Source organism: Chryseotalea sp. (assembly GCF_057350905.1).
On sequence record NZ_JBMRCF010000010.1, the window covers coordinates 124,926 to 142,948 of the forward strand.

21 protein-coding genes and 1 tRNA gene are annotated in these 18,023 nt (G+C 37.0%); 13 read left to right on the forward strand and 9 right to left on the reverse strand.

Annotation, left to right across the window (positions count from 1 at the left end; translation table 11 throughout):
* Window positions 1–3: 3 nt before the first annotated feature.
* The gene (locus tag ACO1XM_RS13925) at window positions 4–825 is read left to right on the forward strand and encodes a SprB repeat-containing protein (RefSeq protein WP_486229992.1); all 822 of its coding nucleotides are present in this window, start codon (window positions 4–6) and stop codon (window positions 823–825) included.
* 235 nt (window positions 826–1,060) lie between these two features.
* Complete coding sequence (locus ACO1XM_RS13930; RefSeq protein ID WP_486229994.1) at window positions 1,061–2,437, forward strand: high affinity choline transporter 1; 1,377 nt, start codon at window positions 1,061–1,063, stop codon at window positions 2,435–2,437.
* Between the two features lie 155 nt (window positions 2,438–2,592).
* Here ACO1XM_RS13930 and ggt read toward each other — a convergent pair whose 3' ends face one another.
* Window positions 2,593–4,278, reverse strand: a complete 1,686-nt coding sequence (gene ggt, locus ACO1XM_RS13935; RefSeq protein WP_486229996.1) for a gamma-glutamyltransferase — start codon at window positions 4,276–4,278, stop codon at window positions 2,593–2,595.
* 57 nt (window positions 4,279–4,335) lie between these two features.
* On the opposite strand from ggt, the gene ACO1XM_RS13940 reads away from it, so the two are divergent.
* Window positions 4,336–4,971 carry a TetR/AcrR family transcriptional regulator gene (locus ACO1XM_RS13940; RefSeq protein WP_486229998.1) on the forward strand — a complete coding sequence of 212 codons (636 nt, stop codon included), beginning with the start codon at window positions 4,336–4,338 and terminating at the stop codon, window positions 4,969–4,971.
* Here ACO1XM_RS13940 and ACO1XM_RS13945 read toward each other — a convergent pair.
* Window positions 4,968–5,189, reverse strand: a complete 222-nt coding sequence (locus ACO1XM_RS13945; RefSeq protein WP_486230000.1) for a hypothetical protein — start codon at window positions 5,187–5,189, stop codon at window positions 4,968–4,970. The genes ACO1XM_RS13940 and ACO1XM_RS13945 overlap by 4 nt on opposite strands.
* A 224-nt stretch (window positions 5,190–5,413) precedes the next feature.
* Here ACO1XM_RS13945 and ACO1XM_RS13950 point away from each other — a divergent pair, with 224 nt between their 5' ends.
* The 4 genes from ACO1XM_RS13950 (at window position 5,414) to ACO1XM_RS13965 (ending at window position 8,207) form a co-directional block, all read left to right on the forward strand.
* On the forward strand, window positions 5,414–6,571 hold the full coding sequence (locus tag ACO1XM_RS13950; RefSeq protein WP_486230002.1) for a hypothetical protein: 1,158 nt from the start codon (window positions 5,414–5,416) through the stop codon (window positions 6,569–6,571).
* Window positions 6,572–6,610: 39 nt separating this feature from the next.
* Window positions 6,611–7,384: a hypothetical protein gene (locus tag ACO1XM_RS13955; RefSeq protein WP_486230004.1), complete on the forward strand. Its 774-nt coding sequence runs from the start codon at window positions 6,611–6,613 to the stop codon at window positions 7,382–7,384.
* A 220-nt stretch (window positions 7,385–7,604) separates the two neighbouring features.
* Window positions 7,605–8,045, forward strand: a complete 441-nt coding sequence (locus tag ACO1XM_RS13960; protein ID WP_486230006.1) for a YHS domain-containing (seleno)protein — start codon at window positions 7,605–7,607, stop codon at window positions 8,043–8,045.
* 88 nt (window positions 8,046–8,133) lie between these two features.
* Window positions 8,134–8,207, forward strand: a tRNA-Asp gene (locus ACO1XM_RS13965).
* 147 nt (window positions 8,208–8,354) lie between these two features.
* Here the strand turns inward: ACO1XM_RS13965 and ACO1XM_RS13970 are convergent.
* The 3 genes from ACO1XM_RS13970 to ACO1XM_RS13980 all read right to left on the reverse strand — a co-directional run bounded on the left by ACO1XM_RS13970 (window position 8,355) and on the right by ACO1XM_RS13980 (window position 10,800).
* Entirely contained in the window at window positions 8,355–8,771 is a 417-nt protein-coding gene (locus ACO1XM_RS13970) for a phage virion morphogenesis family protein (RefSeq protein ID WP_486230008.1), read from the reverse strand.
* A 5-nt stretch (window positions 8,772–8,776) separates the two neighbouring features.
* Window positions 8,777–9,532 carry a phage head morphogenesis protein gene (locus ACO1XM_RS13975; RefSeq protein WP_486230010.1) on the reverse strand — a complete coding sequence of 252 codons (756 nt, stop codon included), beginning with the start codon at window positions 9,530–9,532 and terminating at the stop codon, window positions 8,777–8,779.
* Between the two features lie 92 nt (window positions 9,533–9,624).
* On the reverse strand, window positions 9,625–10,800 hold the full coding sequence (locus tag ACO1XM_RS13980; RefSeq protein ID WP_486230012.1) for a phage portal protein family protein: 1,176 nt from the start codon (window positions 10,798–10,800) through the stop codon (window positions 9,625–9,627).
* A 95-nt stretch (window positions 10,801–10,895) separates the two neighbouring features.
* Here ACO1XM_RS13980 and ACO1XM_RS13985 point away from each other — a divergent pair, with 95 nt between their 5' ends.
* The gene (locus ACO1XM_RS13985; protein WP_486230014.1) at window positions 10,896–11,624 is read left to right on the forward strand and encodes a hypothetical protein; all 729 of its coding nucleotides are present in this window, start codon (window positions 10,896–10,898) and stop codon (window positions 11,622–11,624) included.
* Here the strand turns inward: ACO1XM_RS13985 and ACO1XM_RS13990 are convergent.
* Entirely contained in the window at window positions 11,621–12,169 is a 549-nt protein-coding gene (locus tag ACO1XM_RS13990; protein WP_486230016.1) for a phage protein Gp36 family protein, read from the reverse strand. The genes ACO1XM_RS13985 and ACO1XM_RS13990 overlap by 4 nt on opposite strands.
* A 51-nt stretch (window positions 12,170–12,220) precedes the next feature.
* On the opposite strand from ACO1XM_RS13990, the gene ACO1XM_RS13995 reads away from it, so the two are divergent.
* The 3 genes from ACO1XM_RS13995 to ACO1XM_RS14005 all read left to right on the forward strand — a co-directional run bounded on the left by ACO1XM_RS13995 (window position 12,221) and on the right by ACO1XM_RS14005 (window position 14,385).
* The gene (locus tag ACO1XM_RS13995) at window positions 12,221–12,844 is read left to right on the forward strand and encodes a ComF family protein (protein ID WP_486230018.1); all 624 of its coding nucleotides are present in this window, start codon (window positions 12,221–12,223) and stop codon (window positions 12,842–12,844) included.
* A gap of 130 nt (window positions 12,845–12,974) precedes the next feature.
* Window positions 12,975–13,844: a DNA-processing protein DprA gene (locus ACO1XM_RS14000; RefSeq protein WP_486230020.1), complete on the forward strand. Its 870-nt coding sequence runs from the start codon at window positions 12,975–12,977 to the stop codon at window positions 13,842–13,844.
* Between the two features lie 4 nt (window positions 13,845–13,848).
* The gene (locus ACO1XM_RS14005; protein WP_486230022.1) at window positions 13,849–14,385 is read left to right on the forward strand and encodes an HAD family hydrolase; all 537 of its coding nucleotides are present in this window, start codon (window positions 13,849–13,851) and stop codon (window positions 14,383–14,385) included.
* Between the two features lie 20 nt (window positions 14,386–14,405).
* Here the strand turns inward: ACO1XM_RS14005 and ACO1XM_RS14010 are convergent, their stop codons facing one another.
* From ACO1XM_RS14010 to ACO1XM_RS14020, 3 genes are all read right to left on the reverse strand, one after another.
* A complete protein-coding gene (locus ACO1XM_RS14010; protein ID WP_486230024.1) occupies window positions 14,406–15,026 on the reverse strand; it encodes a recombinase family protein in 621 nt (206 codons plus the stop codon).
* A 77-nt stretch (window positions 15,027–15,103) separates the two neighbouring features.
* Window positions 15,104–15,433, reverse strand: a complete 330-nt coding sequence (locus ACO1XM_RS14015; protein ID WP_486230026.1) for a hypothetical protein — start codon at window positions 15,431–15,433, stop codon at window positions 15,104–15,106.
* A gap of 4 nt (window positions 15,434–15,437) precedes the next feature.
* Window positions 15,438–15,623: a hypothetical protein gene (locus tag ACO1XM_RS14020; protein WP_486230028.1), complete on the reverse strand. Its 186-nt coding sequence runs from the start codon at window positions 15,621–15,623 to the stop codon at window positions 15,438–15,440.
* A 537-nt stretch (window positions 15,624–16,160) separates the two neighbouring features.
* Here ACO1XM_RS14020 and ACO1XM_RS14025 point away from each other — a divergent pair.
* Entirely contained in the window at window positions 16,161–16,634 is a 474-nt protein-coding gene (locus ACO1XM_RS14025; protein ID WP_486230030.1) for a hypothetical protein, read from the forward strand.
* The gene (locus tag ACO1XM_RS14030) at window positions 16,634–18,016 is read left to right on the forward strand and encodes a PBSX family phage terminase large subunit (protein ID WP_486230032.1); all 1,383 of its coding nucleotides are present in this window, start codon (window positions 16,634–16,636) and stop codon (window positions 18,014–18,016) included. Before ACO1XM_RS14025 ends, ACO1XM_RS14030 begins: the two co-directional genes overlap by 1 nt.
* The last annotated feature ends 7 nt before the right edge of the window (window positions 18,017–18,023 follow it).

Genomic DNA, 18,023 nt, shown 5'->3' on the forward strand with positions numbered 1-18,023 from the left:
CCCATGTTTACTAAGAATAGAATTTCCATATCCTCCATTGGATATACAGTACTTTTATTTTCTTTAACAATTTCCTGTACCAGTACAGATGAGCCTGCACCAATTGACTGCTCAACTTTAGCCATTAGCATTCCTGCAGCATCCGTAGTTCAGCCAACAGGATGTGGTGCAGCCGATGGCAGCATAACTGTGCAAGCGTCTGGAGGTAAAGAACCCTATCAGTTTTCTATTGATGGAACAACTTTTCAGGCTAACCCACAGTTTAATAATTTAGGTGCAGGCAGTTATAGCATTGAGGTGAAGGATGCTAATGATTGTACTAAAGAGAGTGCCATTATACAATTAGTAAATCCCAATTCGACATTAACAATTACGCAAACGGAAGTTTCCAATAGTGGCTGCAAAACCTCTACAGGATCTATAACCATTACCGCATCTGGTGGTGTGCCTCCATACACATACTCCATTAATGGTAGCAGCTTTGTAAGCAATGCTGTTTTTAACTTGATGGAAGCCGGGAATTACACTGCCACAGTAAAGGATGCAAATCAGTGCACCGTGTCAAATAATAATGTGAGGGTAAGTAGTGGGGTAAGTTTTGATAGTCAGGTAAAAAATATCATCCAAGTAAACTGTGTTAAATCGGGTTGTCATGATGGCGGTAGCTCATTACCTAACTTCAGCAGCCTGGCTACCATACAGGCCAATGCCGCCAGAATTAAAACCAATGTGCTTAATGGCACAATGCCGAAGGATGGTTCACTTACCCAGGCGCAAAAAGACCTGATTGCCTGTTGGGTAGATGATGGGGCACCATCTAACTAGTAACCTAATCTGTGTCTGTACCTAAAATCCGTCTGACCGCTGTTTACTTCCGCATTCAGCGGTCTGACGGATTGCTTTTGTTTATCTAATTCTTACTGTTTAGAAATGGTGATGACCAAACAGATTATCAGATTTTAATAAGTCATTTTCGGCCGCCAGCATGACTGATATTAACTGCAAAAAATGATTTGGATGAATACATCATCGGATTATTTTTGTGGAATAATAATAGATCTTGCTGGTAGCCTCTATCATCCTTTATTTACTCATTACCATAGCCATAGGTTTTTGGGCATCCCGCAAGGTAAAAGGCTCTGGTGATTTTCTTTTGGCAGGCAGAAGTTTACCAATGGTGCTAAGCACCTCTGCACTCTTTGCCACCTGGTTTGGTTCTGAAACAGTTTTTGGCGCATCATCGCGGTTTTTAGAAGGAGGTCTTTTCGCGGTAATTGAAGATCCATTTGGCGCTGCCCTCTGCCTTTTGCTTTTCGGAACCTTCTTCGCGCGCAAGTTGTACAACATGAACCTGCTTACCTTGGGCGATTACTTCAAGGTACGTTTTGGCAGAAGAACAGAAATTGTAGCCAGTGTTTTTATGGTGCCCGCTTACTTCGGTTATACTGCGGCACAGTTGGTGGCACTCGGTCTTATCTCCAATGTTGTTATGGGCATTCCGGTTTGGCAGGGCGTTGTTGTCAGCGCAGTGGTGGTAACACTTTACACCTATGTGGGTGGTATGTGGGCGATTTCCATTACCGATTTTGTTCAGAGTATTATCATTGTGCTGGGGCTGCTAATTCTTGCCTACATCATGTTGGATAAAGCGGGTGGTATTCATAACGTCATCTCTAATGTACCGACAGGCACATTTCAGTTCTTTCCTAAATCCGATGGGTTAAGCATAGTTCATTGGTTTGCCGCCTGGTCGGTGTTAGGTCTTGGTTCAATTCCTTCGCAGGATGTTTTTCAGCGAACCATGTCATCAGGCTCTGCATCGGTGGCAGTACGTTCTTGTTTCTATGCTGCCTTTCTTTATTTAACCATTGCTATGCTGCCCTTACTAATCAGCCTTTGTGTTAAATATTTATATCCAGATGAAATAGCGGGCGATACGCAGTTGACATTATTAAACATGGTAATGCAGTATACAGCTATGCCTGTTCAGATATTATTCTTCGGCTCACTCTTGTCTGCTATTATGAGTACGACCAGTTCTTCGATGTTGGCCCCAGCCGCATTATTCTCAGAGAATATTGTGAAACCACTAACGCAGCATAAAATAAACGATAAGCAATTACTGTATACAACAAGAGTATCACTCGTTGTATTTAGCGCCATCGCTACTATGATGGCTTGTTTGAATTCTGATATTTATGAACTGGTGGGCATGTCGTCTATTCTCAGTCTTGTCTCTCTTTTTATACCACTTACTTTTGGTTTGTATTGGAAACGTTCGAATAGCATGGGCGCACTTATCGCGATTGTAAGTGGTATGTTAGTCTGGTTTTATTTCGAACAATTTCCAAGTGCAATCCCTTCTTTGGTAATAGGTACACTTACAAGCATGGTGGGTATGATAGCGGGAAGTATTTTGTTTCAACAGAAGAGATAGAATTAGCTATGAGCCATGAGCTTCGAGCTCCTAGAGAAAAGAGAATACTGGTATGATCGTATTCTTTATGTAAGAATTCTTTTACTGTAGAGTAAACATCAATTCCATTATCCATCATTGCTAGCAGCTCGCAGCAAGTAACTCTCAGCTACCCCTTAAAATCCATCCGCTGTATCATCGCCTCTTGGGTCGGCACCACCTTCCAGTTTACCATCCGCTCTTATCAGAATAGCATCCACACGCCCCATGCTGCGCCTGCTTTTAAAAGTATGGCCCATCTTCACTAGCTTCAAACTATCTCTTTCACTAAGTGCGCCTGTCTCATTAAAAATAACATCAGGCAACCACTGGCTATGGGTACGTTTGGCTGCAACTGCATCCTGCATTGTCATATCATGCTCCACTACATTTAGAATAGTTTGAAAGACAGAGTTGATAATGGTTGTACCACCCGGTGTGCCCACCACCATAAATAATTTACCATCTTTTTCTACGATGGTGGGTGTCATAGAGCTGAGCATGCGCTTGTTGGGAAGAATTTTATTGGCTTCACCTCCAATGGCACCATACATATTGGGCACTCCAGGTTTAGCACTGAAATCGTCCATTTCATTGTTTAATAAGAATCCTGCACCCGACACCACAACTGCAGAGCCATAACTACCATTAAGGGTAGTGGTAACTGAAACAGCATTACCTTTTGCGTCCACCACAGAAAGGTGCGTGGTTTGTTCTGATTCCTTTCCACTTAAAACACCTGCACTCACTTCGCTGCTGGGAGTAGCCTTATCCAGATTGAATGATTGCATACGATTTACAACGTACAGGCTATCGGTTAACTGTTCCGTATCGACCTGAACAAAATCAGGGTCGCCCAGATGCGCAGCGCGATCAGCATACGCTCTTCGCTGTGCTTCTGTGAGCAAGTGAATGGTTTTACTGGTATTCCATCCCCAGGATTTTAGGGGTTGTGTTTCTACTGACTTCAATAATTGAATTAACGCCACACCACCACTGGAAGGCGGGGGCATAGAAATCACTTTGTAATTTTTATACGTGCCACTGATGGGTTTGCGCCAGATTGCCCCGTAAGCTTTTAGGTCTTCATGCGTAATAATGCCATTACCCCTCTTCATCTCTGCTACAATGCTATCGGCAGTTGCGCCTTCATAAAATCCCGCTGTACCATGATCGCGAATGCGTTCTAGTGTTCTTCCCAAATCTTCATAAAATATTGAATCACCTGCCTGCCACATATCGTTCAATAGATTTTCAGGTAATACGGTATTATATTTTTTTAAATCTTCCTGCAGCTCATTTAACCCGGTAGCTTCCTTTTCGGTAAGTACAAAACCTTTCAAGGCCAGCTCAACGGCAGGTTGAACCAGTTCGGACCAGGGCATACTTCCATATTTCTGGTGTGCCGCCCACAAACCAGCTACTGTTCCGGGTACACCCGAAGCCAGATGGCCGTAAAGGCTAAGATTCGTTTCAACTTCCCCCGTTTCACCTAAATACATGTCGGTACTGGCAGCACTTGGCGCCTTTTCGCGATAGTCCAATGCGTCAGTGGCACCATCGTTCATCCGCACAACCATAAAACCACCACCACCAATATTGCCAGCAGCAGGATGTACAACAGCCAGGGCAAACTGAGTAGCAATGGAAGCATCAATGGCATTACCACCCTTACGCAATATATCAGCGCCAATGCGAGAGGCCAGGGGGTGAGCAGATACAACCATGGCAGAATCTGCAACTAGTCCAACAACAGGTTCACGTTTGGTTGAACATGCGGCTACCGCAACGACCAATAAAAGGAAAAATAAGCGTTTCATCATCTTTACTTTGGTTAAGCCAAGCTTTTGCCACAATTTAATGGATAATAAGCCACCCCCATGAGTCTTAGAAAAGAAAAATCAGCTCGTTTAAAAGTGCAGATACTTGAACAAACCTTAAAACATGTCGGAAAACGATCATTTGAGGATTTATATGTGGACGATATCTGCGACAAAGTAAAAATTTCTAAAGTCACCTTCTTCAAGTACTTCCCACAGAAGGAAGATGTACTGATGTACTATTTGCGCATCTGTTGTTTGCAGCGCTTAGTAGAGATGAGAGAAAAACCTAAATCAGGTGTACAGGGCATTTACTACCTGTTTGAAAAAGCAGCAGAAGAGTTTGATCAGTATCCAGGTTTAATGTTAAGCATGGTAGCCTACATGGCCGACATGAAACGTGGTATCAAACCCTTTCCTGTAAAACCTGAAGAAAAGGAATTACTGCATCCTTCTGTTCCGGATATACAACAGGTAGAGATACAGTCGCTTGACCAGATGCTGGAGCGTTTTACGTTAGAAGCTATCTTGAATAAAGAGATTACGAAATCAACAGCGACCCGAGACATATCAAATATGTTGTTGTCGAATTTGTTGGGATCGATTATCACGGCACATACCAATCAGATAAGTTCACCCAAAGTATTTTTTAAGCGTAACGCTGAGTGGCTGTTGAGCGGTTTACAATCCAACTAGCCTCTCATCTTCACCTTTTTAACACCTTGCTTCTCCGGATAGAAGCGGAGGCGGCCTATATGCCATTTTCTTTTGTAGGTATGCTTATTATACCAGGTATTGTGCGTGCGGGGTTTTACAACCGTTACCGTACTTCCTTTCCCCGATGCACAAGCAGACATAAGTACAAGCACAAACAAAAAAGCTATGATTTTGAAAATGGCAAGCTTGTGCAGCATAAGGTATATTTTGGATGTTTAATTTAACTGGAATTATGCAATAGAAAAAGCGATTTTGGAATTTGACTATTGAAAATCATCGACTTAGTATAAAATTCAGAAATTGTAAAATGAATTTATGGAGCTGCTTTATGGTTCAAAATTTTTAACACACCTCTTGCGCAGTAAGGTTTAGCCTGATTTGTTTTGCCAAAATATATCCCCAAATTGTAACGATTTTTATTATGGCAAGATTCCTTTTTGTAATTCTTTTGGGGCTATGCTCCGTTTTTCCAGGCTATACTCAACATACTTTATATAAAGAGGCCCTGCCGGATCTCGCATCATCGGCACACGCAAGAATCGCTTCTGGATTCTTAGTCCTGAAGAACAAGTTGGACGATTCTACCTATATGCAATATGCGAGCTATCGCTTTTTTTATGTGTCGCAGCTCAAGGAAGTAATGAAATTGTATGCAGAGCGCAACTACGATCGTCTGCAAAAGCAACTAAATTTTTGGAATAAATCTATCGATCAAGACTTATCAAATCAAGCTGACATGCCAAGTTTCAGGCGTCAAGAATTGATAGGGCGGATGGAGTTTGCAAATCTTGATTCAGGGCAATTGACCGCATCGTTTCAGGAATTTATTAACGCTTATACACTTTATCAACGAAAAGTCTGGATGAGGAAGAAAAACGATAGTACGGAGTTGATCACTCAACTTTATATAAATCGATTAAATTTAGTGCTGGATGAAATCAATCTTTCACCCGAAAAAAATAAATTGGATGGTGTTGTAGGTGCATTGCAAAGCGTTAAGATTTATCAGGATTTGGTAGATTTCTCCTTCAATACTCGGTCATTAATAGAAACTTTGAAATCATCGAAACAGTATCTTGATGATGAGTTTTTTTATCAGATGACTTTGAAAGAAAAAGTAAATGCTAAGTGGAAACCTGAAAATATCGTAGACTTTGGAGAATCATTATTTGGTGCGGTGGTATCCGGTAACCTAAAATCCTACACAAAACTTTTTTTGTCATTTTCTGAAGCTAAGGAGATTTATGAGAAAAAGAATGCTGACTATAATCAACAGGATTACGATCGAGCTTTTGAGCAGGCATTGACAACTTTTAAACAAGTAGTCGCACAGCTGCAGCAAGACAAGATTATTCCGAGCAAGATTGTACTAGTATCCGACTACCTCTCGAATGAATATATGAATAGCATCACTACAGAACAGCGCAAAACGTATCCAACAAAATATGACGTTTATATTTTATTTGATAGTTCCAATGGCCGATACCTGCTTACATTGAATGGGGTAGATAATAGTTCGCTGAAACAAAAAGTCAAGCACCTTTCAACCCTTGAATTAACAAGAGTAGAAGGCTTCTGATTGCTTTAAATTGAATAATAATATAGTATATAGTAGATCATGAAAAAAAATATTCTCTATCTATTACTCCTTTGTACGATTAATACTTTTGCACAGGATTCGCTTCTACTAAGTAATCGGTGGCAGGATTACTTCGAAGACTATACAAAAGAACAATATGCATTGTTTGAAAATGAGGATTTCAACAAGAAGTTTAAATACAATCAGAAATACAATTGCCTGGTCGTTTTTAAGGATTCTACTAAATCCCCTATTGAATTCAGAATGTCCTTTATCAGCATAGAAAGCCTTTGTGACCCAAAAGTAAACCTGGAAGGGAATGATTATAAAAAAGCCAACGAGTGGTCCATACCAAAGGAACAAGTAAAATATTTTGTGTTTGATGATGTGCCCTTTGTTTTTGATAACATTGTTCGTAAGCAATATAAATTTGAACTTAAGCCCAACTTTTGGTCCGTTCTCATAATTGACGGCCCAATTAGATTTACAAAGTATTTCAGTAAGTCAACGACTTCATCGGGACATGTCTTATCGTTAGGTATTGGCAGAATTCAAAAGTATGAAGAGGATATTGGAAGCGATATAACATTGCTGGGCGGTTTCGGATTTAAGAAGTTTGCAACAAAAGCGTTTGCTGACTATCCTGAATTAGTTGCAAAAATCAACGCTGAGCAGGATGGATATGCCAAAAAAGATGGTTTAAGGATAGTTACTGAGTATAATGAATGGATACGCAACGCCAATCCCGAGGCATTCAAAAAATCGATGATGTTTGGTAGTATTATCAGTGGATCTATGGCAGATGTCAAATAAGAAAGTTAGCATGAGGACATAAAACTGGTTACAGGCATTAGATGGCTGATGGACTAAATCAATCAGCTGTCAGAGGTCTGTTTATTTATGCTTTAAGCATGCTGATTGCTTTGTATATGCGATGTGAAATTTGTCAGCTGGCGTACACTTCGCTTTTTATTTAATTCTAGAGAGCACCTTTCTCTTTAGCTTTCGTTCTTCTATTAAAAATCAATTATTCATGAGAGCGATCATCATTACTTTCTTTATGTTAAGCAGCGCCATGGCAATGGCGCAGGAATTAAAAGGTAAGGTATTCACCACCAGTAAAGGTGCCATAGATGGTTACGATGTGGTAGCCTATTTCACGGATGCAAAACCAGTAAAAGGAGATAAACAATTTACCCATCAGTGGGAGGGAGCTACCTGGTACTTTGCTTCAGCCGCACACCGCGATTTATTTAAGGCAGATCCTAAAAAGTATGCTCCGGCCTTTGGTGGCTTTTGTGCCTACGGGGTGTCGCAAGGCTATAAGGTTAAGATTGAAGCCGATGCCTGGGACATAGTAGACGGGGTACTTTACCTGAACTACGATTTGGGCGTGCAGAAATCATGGCGGAAAGACAGGCCGGGCTACATTGCCAAGGCAAAAAATAATTGGGCAAATATAAAAGATCAGTAAGATTTTTTGTGTGATGGTTTGCATAAACGAAAGCGGATACTATCTTTGCACTCCCTTTCAGACACCCCGTGTCGAAAAAGAAGGAAAAGGTCCGGTAGTTCAGCTGGTTAGAATGCCTGCCTGTCACGCAGGAGGTCGCGGGTTCGAGTCCCGTCCGGACCGCCCATCACATTGATAATCAAGGGGTTACGCGAGTAACCCCTTTTTTATGTCCATTTTTTACCCTTTTTAATAAAAAAATCTTTTTGGTTTTCTTCTTTTTTGAACCTCACATTAAGCCAATTATTGGGGTTGAAACATTTGAATTATTTATTTCATCAACTCTCTTTTCACCAGTTTTTCAATCAATCTGTACAACCTTCTACTAAGCATTTTAGAAGCACCGATGAATTTACGTTGGGGTAATTTCTTTGTTCCATCATTATGATATTGCGCGTATGGTACTGATTGACTGCCAACGGTTACAGACCTTCTACTTACACGAAGTAAACTAATCGATCTTCTTAATCTACCTGATTGAACCAATAGATTCCTTTGAGGTGATACCGCAACCTTTCGGGGTTTCCATTTATCCCCGTCTGGTGTTTCTTCTTTCTTGAATTGTTCGTTTAAAAACAATACTGCTTCATTTCCAATATCCCTTGGTAAGCGGTTAAGCAATCTTTGAATCCTTAAAATCTTGGCTCTCCATATTTTGGCAAAGTCTATTGAAATGTTCTTACTCAATACTATTAGTTATTTTCCATAAGGTTATTGGCTATCTGTTTTATACGCTCTAATTCATCCTTACTTACTGCCTTCCAATACGGGTGATTGTCTGGCATTAGCTTTCCAGATTTTCCAGCATTAGAATCAAATACTGGTTTTAATTCTTTTCTGAACGCTGCACGATCTTTTGATGATAGCTTTGACTTTACACCATCAACAACGACCAATGTTCGACAACGACAATTATATTCAATAGGAGGGGTGAACCGATTCCAGAAGGAATCTGATTTGGGTAATATAATACCATCCAATTTTCTATGTAATGGTCGTGTACGGGCATCACCTACTGCACTATATTGAAGTAGATCATCATCATTATAAGATTGCCATGCTGATGCAGATTGAGCGCGACCGATGATTGTTTGGTATTCAGTTTTTAAGTAGTTCTTATTGAACAATAAACCTGCTTTGGTTGCTTCTTTCTTGAAGTCATTAAACAATCTTAGGTTATTATCTTTATCCAATAGGAGTTCATCAAAGGTTTTAAATAAGCTGGTGGATTTTGCCCCTATCCATAGGTAGGCGTTTTCTCTTAATGCCTTGATCAATAATTTATCTTGTTCATTGAATATCGGATCATTAAAATCCCCATTGAAGTTGAAAGAATCATATATTGCTTTGGTAATCAGGAATCCAACTTTACGGATATAATCGATTGATATTGAATCCTTATTTCCTGCATATACATCTTCAATTATTTTATCAATAACCGTTTCCAAATCCTTATTCAGATCATCGATTTCAGAATCAATTGAACCAGTAATGTCATGATCATGATCAACATTTTGATATAAATTATTAAGATCGGATATTACTGGACTTTTTTTTTGAAGGTATTGGAAACGGATGTATCGGTAAAGGATACGGTTTCCAAATCAAATGGTAAATCCAAGTAAGATTTTATATCTTCTGCATCTGCCAAATAACCAGTTTCTTTTAAGGTTTTAATGGTTTCAAGTTTTTGGGTATAGGTTCTTTTCTCTTTCGAAATGAATTTGAATCTGTCATTAACCGTGAAAGGATAACCCAATGGAATTAAATTCTTTTGGATAAAGTCATTCACTACATTTTCAACAAACTCCCTATCACTTTCTGATATTTCTTCCAATACCCTTTCGTGAACCTCTCCCTGACTTCTACTTGAACCGTTGTCAGTGGTCATTGTTTGACCAATAACTGCCTTACTCATTTCAGCGTTGCAGGTTTCAATCAGTTCTTTGTAGATTTTATGAACATCAGAATTATTTGATTCAATAACCTCCAATGCATCTTCATCACTAATTATTATTTGACGGTTACGAACAAACTTATTCAAATCATTGAAAAACTTATCAACCTTATCCTTATTTGTTGTTTTGAGCACGGTCATAGGTGTACCGAATGTTTCAGAATGTTCCGTCCAATAGGAAAGGGTGATCCTTTTCATAATGGTGATTGGAACTATCTTGTTTAAAATGCCTAATCCTTTATTTCCATCAATTAAATAATAGTATTGGCTATCTGGACGGTTATCCAAATAGATCAGTTGGGTACTGTTATATGGGTTTGGTAGAACTGCTTTAACTTCTGGTATTACATTCCCCCTATTAATGATCTTTATAGAATTGATCTCACTATCCTTTAATTCTTGTACTTCAACTAAGTTGTACCCATAGAATCTTGAATCAAGTACGGCATCAGTGAAGTTGGAAAACCACTGCTTATTTAATAGTGTTGTTTTATCTTCATTTACTTCATTATCAGTATAGATAGCAAATTGTTCACCAGCCACTTTACTTTTACGTTGTTCAATGATTGCTGATAAATGGTTATCCAACATCGCATATTCATAGACTTCCTGTAATCCTTTCTTTGTCGGGATTTGTTCCGTTCCGTTTACGATTCTGTATTCTGCATTAATATAGGATTGCATCCAATGTTGGATGGTTTTACGACTACGGTCAACGTAAATATCAAGTTGTTTGGATAGTTTATCTGTATTGTTCATTACAGATAAATACTTTTGAAATCTTGAAAATATCAGGGTTTTGTAAACCTCAAAGGAATTGCTATTTTGGGGTTTAAATTTTCTCGTTAGTAGTTATGGCAGGAAATGAGCTTAAGGTTCAAAATTCATTTAAAGTGGAAGTGGCAAAATTTATTCAAAAGAATGGTTTGCAGATTTCTGAATTTGTTACCAATACAACTGATAACTTTTATACACTTACACATAAAGATTCAAATCTTTATTATCAGTTCAGGATGAATCCAGAAAGCTATGATTTGTTTGATTCTACATATTCAACCTTTACCCCTAATAGAAGAGTTGAGCAAAACACTCAATTATGGTATAATAGGCATGATATTTTGTTGCATTTTGATAAATGGATTCGAACAGATATTTTAAAATACATTGAACAAGTAAATTTTACTGATCCTTGGGATAGCGTTGATTCAATGTTTTCGGATTATTCTATACCTGAAAATGATATAGAATTTACAGTTACTGAAATTGAAGAACTAAAAACAACGTTGCTCTTATTGCCTACACAAATGAAAGAACAATTTGTAGAGTTGAAAGAGGTAATAACTCTTGAACAAGAAAAACGATTCCAATCGTTTGCAAAAGATATAGTTAGTGCAATAGAAAATGGTGCAACGAAAAATGATGTTGCGAAGGCTATTTCCATTGCAATTCTGGAATTGATAATTGTTTCAACACTTAGTAGTGAACCAGTAAAATCAATAGGAACAAAAATCTTTCAATTTGGTATCCAATTGTTTTCAAATGTTGGTTTGTTTAAACCCATTACCCCACTTATAGGTTTTTAGTACCAATAACTACCCTTCGAAGTCGAACCACTAATTGAAATGGTTTGAACACGGTTTTCTATTTCTGGTAAGTCAACGGATACTTTACCTTCCTGAATCATTTTCAACATCATCATTGATTGTTTATATGCATCATTACGGTGAGTAGGTACGTTGTCAGGGGATACACGCTGATGAACCTTATACAATGCGATATTGACCATAAATTCAATGATCAATGGATTTCTTGGATCAAGTTGTATCCAATCAATAGAAGTCGGTAAACTGGAAGTATTAGCGGTGGTGGTATATAAGAATTCGGTTGTACCTGTTATTGTTGGATTATACCACACGGTTGACCCTGATAAATAGGTATTGCCAGATACATAATCTGGATATAACTGGAAGCATTGTAAAAGGTCGTAACGCTTTCTTAAATAAAGTTCAATGTCTGCACGTGCTTTAAGTTCTGCACGTTCTAATAGATTGTAATCCCCATCCAATAAGGTTTCAAGGTCATAAGTGGTGATAGCATATCCGTAGTCGGTATTTCTTAGGTATCTCATTGGATATAAATACTTTCTTTTTATCTTAAGATTAAATTTAAATGGGCTTCAATGAGAATACTCAACTTTAGCAATCCGTATAAGGATCATTTTTTTTTGTTCTATTATAAAAGAAAAGGTGATGCGGATTACCTTAGTCACCAATCACTTGCTTTCAAAAATGGAAATGAATCAGTTATTAAGGTTTGGCTAAAATTATCAATTGATTGTATCAAGGCGGGAATCAAAGAAAATGATTTGAAAATTGATTATTGTATTAGAGCACTTGGGAGTGGTGAATTTAAAGCCTATAATTTTAAACCCCTTCATAAATTGGGATTAGAGATAGAAGATAAATTAAAAATTCCTTTTATACCTCAACTTATTTCAAAATCAAAAAAAACAACAAAGTTTGCATCTTTGCCAACAAAATCCGAAAGAGAAAATGCAATAAGGGATGCATTTATAATTAATACCGAAAAAGTCGATTTAAGTAATAAAACGGTTTTAATTCTGGACGATATTTTGACAACGGGAACGACTGTTAAGGAAATAATCAAAGCAATTAAGAATTCATATAAAGGCAGCATTAAATTCTATGTGTTTACATTAGGTAAAACGGAGAGTGCAAAGCCTAATTCTGATGAATTAATAGAGAAATTTCAAATGCTGTTAAACAAAGTAAAAAATAGTTAGTTTTACTTTTTATATGGTCAGTGTCCACGCCTTTAATATTCTAAATCTACTTCAAATTCCAAAATACGGAAACAAAGCAGTTTCATTATTGTATTCTCGATTTTTAAATGAGGAATTCAGTAATACGAGAATGCCTGAGCAACCGCATTATTTGGAATACTGGGGATTTATTAAATCGGAAATAATTAGATCAAATCCTGTATTTGCCAATTTAGATTGGGATCAAATGCAATTGAATTCACTAAAAATAATTTCACAATCGAATCTTGCTGGAATAAATATTATATCCTTTTTTGATTCCAACTACCCAATTAAATTAAGAAGGCTTAAAAATCCACCCTTAATTCTAAACTATATTGGAAGATTGGAAAAACTAAATAGTTTTAGTAGTGCTGCTGTAATTGGTACACGACAACCAACAGAATTCGGATATAAAGTTGGAATTCGAATTGGTGAAATTTTAGGTTTGAATGGATTTGCTGTTGTTAGTGGATTGGCAAAAGGTTGTGATACTGCCGCCCATTATGGATGCCTAATTTCAAAAGGTTTTACTGTAGGAATATTAGCACATGGTTTAGAAAAAATTTATCCTAAAGAGAATAGACTTTTAGCAAAGCAAATACTTGATACTGATGGTTTATTGATCAGTGAGTATGTTTACGGACATCCTGCACGACCAAGTAATTTTGTTGAACGGGATCGAATACAAGCAGGTTTATCAGATTTTTTGGTTGTTGTTGAAACTGGCATTATTGGAGGGACTATGCACACGATTAAATCAGCTATTGAGTTAGGAACTAAAGTTTATGCCTACAATCATCCGGAAAGATTTTTTCTTGAAGATAAAGTACAAGGAAATCAACTTTTAATAAAGAATGGTGATGCTATTCCTTTAACTGACTCAAAGGATTTTGAAAGCATGATTAAAGCATTTAAAATCTCCGATCCTACCAAAATTAATATTCCAGAAGGAGGTGATCCACAGATGAAATTATTCTAATGATATGGGGATAATTTTCGATCTTGATCAAACTATAGTGGATTCACGAATTGCCGAACCCTTTAGACCAAGTGATTGGGCAAAAGTTTATTCCTTAATACCCAAATTTAAAGTTTATAATGGTATTCCTAGTTTATTTGAATTTATACAATCCCGTAATTTAGAAATAACAATTGTTACATCAAGTCCATCAACATATTCTTTAAAAGTTCTAAAACATTTTAAAATACCTTATCACCATGTAGTTGGATACCATGATACAACCTACAAGAAACCACATGCTGAACCAATGTTAAAGGCTTTAGAAAAAATGAAACTAAAACCCAATGAAGTAGTTTCTTTAGGAGATAGGAGTACAGATATTCAATCAGCTAAATCAGCGGGTATAATTACAATTGGATGTAGTTGGGGATCAAATGAGGACTTAACAGAATTCAACCCTGATTATTTGATTTATGAACCACTAGAGGCAATCAAAATAATTGGTGAAGATTTGAATTTAAAAGGTAAAGGTTTTGGAAAGGATGATATACCATTTTAATCATACTAATAGGAGAATAATCAATTACCTAATGCCCTTTTTACCTTCATAACCGTATTCGTTGCAACATCATTAACCTTTGCACATTCCCTAACAGATAAACCTTTCTTAAGCGATTTGACAACGGATGGGTATTGTTCCAATATATCCTTATCATCTTTTGTCGTGCCTACTGGACGGCCTAATGATATACCTTTCCTTTTGGCGTTCTCTAAACCTGACTTGGTTCTTTCGATTAGGAATTCACGTTCCAATCTTGCAAACTCTGCCATCAGGGTCACCAGTATCTGAACAATTGGATTTCGCTTTCCGTTTGTTAAGGTTTCCAATCCGAAATTATGGATATAAACACTTATACCGATTTCGGTTAAATCTTCAACTACATTGATGACCTCCCTTGTATTGCGTCCTAATCTGGATACCTCACTAACGAAAACGGTTTGGAATGCACCTTCCTTTGCCAGCTTCATCAGATGTTGGATAGATGGTCGTTCGTTGTTCTTCTTTGAACCACTGATCTTTTCAGTGATGGTTTCGACAACTGTGTACCCTCTTTGTTTGGCAATGGTTTCCAAATCGGATATTTGACGCTGGTAATCCATATCCTTTTTGGATACCCTCACATATACTACTGCTTTCATTTTCACATGTCAATTTTAATGAAAAAAGGGTGTATTACAATAATACCCCCTTTTATAACCTGTTTAAAACAGATGGCTTACCATTTGTAAGCCTCTATTCTTTCAACCTTGTTGTCAATTGAACTAATCAGATCATCGATGTACACGTCATTTAAAACCTCTTTAACGTCACCTTTAAGGTTGGTTAAGTAGATGTCCAATAAATCCTTTCCGTTTACCCCAATGTACACCAAACCCTTAAACAGGTGACCACTAACACGGAACTTTAGGAACTTGTGTTCCATATTCGTCCATCCCCTTGCACCCCACGACCAAACCTTTTGATTTTTTGTCATTGCCTTTACAAGTTCTGCCATTCCTTCAAATCTTGCGTAGTTCTGTTTGTTGATTTCGTTGATGTTATTCATAAAATTATTGGATTATAGATTTGTAATCGTTTACTGACATTGTTTTGATCTCATATCCCAACACTGAGATTAGAACCATACCGTTTTCAACCAATTCAATAGATATATCATTGATGTTACTGGCAACGGCATCAAATGCAGTCCAAGTCAGTTTTTCAAATTCTTGTTTGGTGATGGTTGAACGTATCATATAATTCGGTCGTTTATTGTGATACAAATATATGCCCTTTATTTTGATGTATGCAAATAAAATACCCTTTATTTTGATACACTTAATAAAATGATACAGGTAAACAGCTTTTACCCGTGTTCTTTACTAAAAGGGCATAAAAAAACCCTCTAGGTTATAGAGGGTTTAATATTGACTTATTAAATGCTTTACAATAGTTAACGCTATTGACGGGGGCGTGTGACTTAACCCGGTGATATGATAAGTAAGTTAAAAATGATCTTTCGAGTATATATAAATACTATGTCCGTTGTCAAATGGGATAAATATTTTTCAATGCATTTAAATCACTTATAAGTATAGCATTAATCGAACACGGTATTGGTCAATTGAATAATGATACAACACTGTAAGCGGATTATATACGTAGGCATAGGGTTGTGTAGGGTTATTGAACACGGGACACCAACATATCAAACGCTAATCAAACAAGTATTTATTGACAGGGGCGGGGCTAATTGAATAAAACCGTTTTCGAACCAGTCAATGAATCAGTTAATGAATCCAATCATCACAGAAGAAATAAAAGAACAATCCAATAAACCTTTAACATCAAGGGAGAGGCAATTAGCTGGTTTAAAACCTATCAAGAAAGGTCAGGTTATGAACCCACATGGTAAGAAACCGGGGACTCTAAACCGTGTTAATCAAGCAACCAAAGAACTTCTTGCACAAGCTGCACAACAGAACTTGCCAGCAGTAAACAGTGCTATTGATGCTTTACTAAGATCAGAAAATGAATCAGTCCGTAGTCGTGGGGTGGAGTTGTATTTGAGATTACTGGAATTCTCTCAACCAAGGTTATCAGCAATGGCAGTAAAAGGTGATGGTGTTGGTGCAGGGATCATAGTAATAGGGAAACCCCAAGAATTAGAATCACCATCTGATGATGATGAGAATACGGATACAATAGAAGAAGCAACGATAATTGACAATTATGATATAACCTTAAATCAATACTGTAATGATTAATGCAAATCGATTTATCGAATCTTCCAAAAATTGTTTCAAAGCACTTTTATCCCCTTTTAGCAAATAGAAAGAAATATCTAATTCTATATGGTGGTATATCTTCTGGTAAATCAGTATTCATTGTTCAAAAACTTATTTATAGGATTTTAACTGATAATATTAACCATAGAATATTAGTTGTTCGTAAAGTATCCGATAAACTAAGGCAATCCGTTTTCGCTGAATTTATATCCGTGTTGAAGGACATGGGATTAATTGAACATGCCCATATTACTACAAGTCCTTTACAAATTGAATTATTTGGAAGTGTTATTTTATTCTCTGGAATTGATGATTCTGAAAAGATTAAATCAATATCAAGGTTATCAGCCGTTTGGATAGAAGAAGCAACTGAACTATTGGAGGTTGATTTTGATGAACTTGCCGACCGTTTACGTACAGACTATAATACATATAAGCAGGTTATTCTTTCTTTCAACCCTATCAGCAAGAATCATTGGTTGTATAAGAGATTTTTTGAAAACAATGATCTATCCAAGGATACCTATATTGATAAATCAACATACTTGGATAATGATTTTATTAATAAAATTGAATTCGGTAATAGCATTAAAGCAAGATATAAGAATAACACAAACGCTTATAATATTAAGGTTCTTGGAAACTTTGGTAATGATCAAACTGGTGGTGGGTTTTATAGCAGTTTTAATCATAGTACGAACACCAGATCATTAAGGTACAATCCAGAGTATCCAATATTATTATCGTTCGATTTTAACGTACTACCATATAGTGCATGCCTTATAGGTCAATTGATAGATAATGAATTAAGGATTATTGATGAAATCACTTTGGTTCATCCTTACAACCGTCCGGTCAATGTAATAAGGGAATTTGTTAAAAGATACCCATTACATAAGTCAAATGTATATGTAACTGGTGATGCATCTGGTAAAAACGATAGCACCAGAACCAGTGCAGGGGTTAATGATTACACATTGATCTTTGATCAATTGATCGAATATATTGGTGTTAAAGATTATGTTCCTTCTAAGAATGCCAATGTATTTCAAAGAGGTGAATTCATTAATACCTTATTTCAACTTGAATCTAATACCAAGGTAACAATTGATGACTTAAAGTGTCCATTACTTATTGAAGATTTGATTAACGTCAAAAAATCAGAAGATGGAAGTAAAATGAAGAAAAGAATAAAGGATTCTGTAACTGGACAATCTTTTGAAGAATACGGTCACCTTTCAGATGCCTTTGACTATCTGGTTTGTACTTTCTTAAAATCTGAGTTCAAAGAATTCCTTCGATCTGATAATGATATTATATATGGGGTGGGGGAGAGATACATAGCAAGAAATTTGTATTAGATATTAA

Coding starts and splice junctions, on each gene's coding strand:
- ACO1XM_RS14015 (WP_486230026.1), bottom strand. CDS start 15,433: ATGAATAACATCAACGAAATCAACAAACAGAACTACGCAAGATTTGAA.
- ACO1XM_RS14005 (WP_486230022.1), top strand. CDS start 13,849: ATGGGGATAATTTTCGATCTTGATCAAACTATAGTGGATTCACGAATT.
- ACO1XM_RS14020 (WP_486230028.1), bottom strand. CDS start 15,623: ATGATACGTTCAACCATCACCAAACAAGAATTTGAAAAACTGACTTGG.
- ACO1XM_RS13925 (WP_486229992.1), top strand. CDS start 4: ATGTTTACTAAGAATAGAATTTCCATATCCTCCATTGGATATACAGTA.
- ACO1XM_RS13945 (WP_486230000.1), bottom strand. CDS start 5,189: ATGCTGCACAAGCTTGCCATTTTCAAAATCATAGCTTTTTTGTTTGTG.
- ACO1XM_RS14010 (WP_486230024.1), bottom strand. CDS start 15,026: ATGAAAGCAGTAGTATATGTGAGGGTATCCAAAAAGGATATGGATTAC.
- ACO1XM_RS13950 (WP_486230002.1), top strand. CDS start 5,414: ATGGCAAGATTCCTTTTTGTAATTCTTTTGGGGCTATGCTCCGTTTTT.
- ggt (WP_486229996.1), bottom strand. CDS start 4,278: ATGATGAAACGCTTATTTTTCCTTTTATTGGTCGTTGCGGTAGCCGCA.
- ACO1XM_RS13990 (WP_486230016.1), bottom strand. CDS start 12,169: ATGAGATACCTAAGAAATACCGACTACGGATATGCTATCACCACTTAT.
- ACO1XM_RS13960 (WP_486230006.1), top strand. CDS start 7,605: ATGAGAGCGATCATCATTACTTTCTTTATGTTAAGCAGCGCCATGGCA.
- ACO1XM_RS13955 (WP_486230004.1), top strand. CDS start 6,611: ATGAAAAAAAATATTCTCTATCTATTACTCCTTTGTACGATTAATACT.
- ACO1XM_RS13995 (WP_486230018.1), top strand. CDS start 12,221: ATGAGAATACTCAACTTTAGCAATCCGTATAAGGATCATTTTTTTTTG.
- ACO1XM_RS13980 (WP_486230012.1), bottom strand. CDS start 10,800: ATGAACAATACAGATAAACTATCCAAACAACTTGATATTTACGTTGAC.
- ACO1XM_RS14000 (WP_486230020.1), top strand. CDS start 12,975: ATGCCTGAGCAACCGCATTATTTGGAATACTGGGGATTTATTAAATCG.
- ACO1XM_RS14025 (WP_486230030.1), top strand. CDS start 16,161: ATGAATCCAATCATCACAGAAGAAATAAAAGAACAATCCAATAAACCT.
- ACO1XM_RS13940 (WP_486229998.1), top strand. CDS start 4,336: ATGAGTCTTAGAAAAGAAAAATCAGCTCGTTTAAAAGTGCAGATACTT.
- ACO1XM_RS13985 (WP_486230014.1), top strand. CDS start 10,896: ATGGCAGGAAATGAGCTTAAGGTTCAAAATTCATTTAAAGTGGAAGTG.
- ACO1XM_RS14030 (WP_486230032.1), top strand. CDS start 16,634: ATGCAAATCGATTTATCGAATCTTCCAAAAATTGTTTCAAAGCACTTT.